We start from the raw sequence: 596 nt of genomic DNA, 5'->3' as shown, positions 1-596 counted from the left end.
GCTCGCACCTCGTAGGAAAGACTGCTCAAACAGTTACAGATCTTCGACCTGCAGGGATTATTTTTTGTGAAAATGAACGTATTGATGCTGTTTCAGATGGCAACTTTATTTTACGCAATAAAACGGTGAAAATCCTTGAAGTTGAAGGAACAAGAGTAGTTGTGAGGGAAGTAGATTAATTAAAAGGAGCGATACCATGTTTAGTTTAAGTTTTATCGTAATAGCAGTTATTATAATAGTTGCATTACTTATTTTATTCTCATTTGTACCGATTGGTTTGTGGATTTCAGCGTTAGCAGCTGGCGTTCATGTTGGTATAGGTACATTGGTTGGTATGCGTTTACGTCGTGTATCTCCAAGAAAAGTTATAGCGCCATTAATTAAAGCGCACAAAGCAGGACTAGCATTAACAACAAACCAATTAGAATCGCATTATCTAGCAGGAGGAAATGTTGACAGAGTTGTTGATGCTAATATTGCTGCACAACGTGCTGACATTGATCTTCCTTTCGAACGTGCTGCTGCAATTGACCTTGCAGGACGTGACGTATTAGAAGCGGTTCAAATGTCTGTTAATCCTAAAGTCATTGAAACAC

At 38.6% G+C, this 596-nt stretch carries 2 protein-coding genes; both read left to right on the top strand.

The annotated features are described in order from the left end of the window. Positions 1–179 (top strand): NfeD family protein (locus IDG60_RS21110; protein WP_274611461.1); only part of this gene is annotated, 179 nt, incomplete at its 5' end. A gap of 17 nt (positions 180–196) precedes the next feature. Beyond that, positions 197–596: flotillin-like FloA family protein (locus tag IDG60_RS21105; RefSeq protein WP_206161157.1), on the top strand; the 400-nt coding region annotated here is incomplete at its 3' end.

It is taken from the genome of Staphylococcus sp. EG-SA-2 (assembly GCF_017152085.1).
This window is presented reverse-complemented; position numbering and strand designations above follow the sequence as displayed.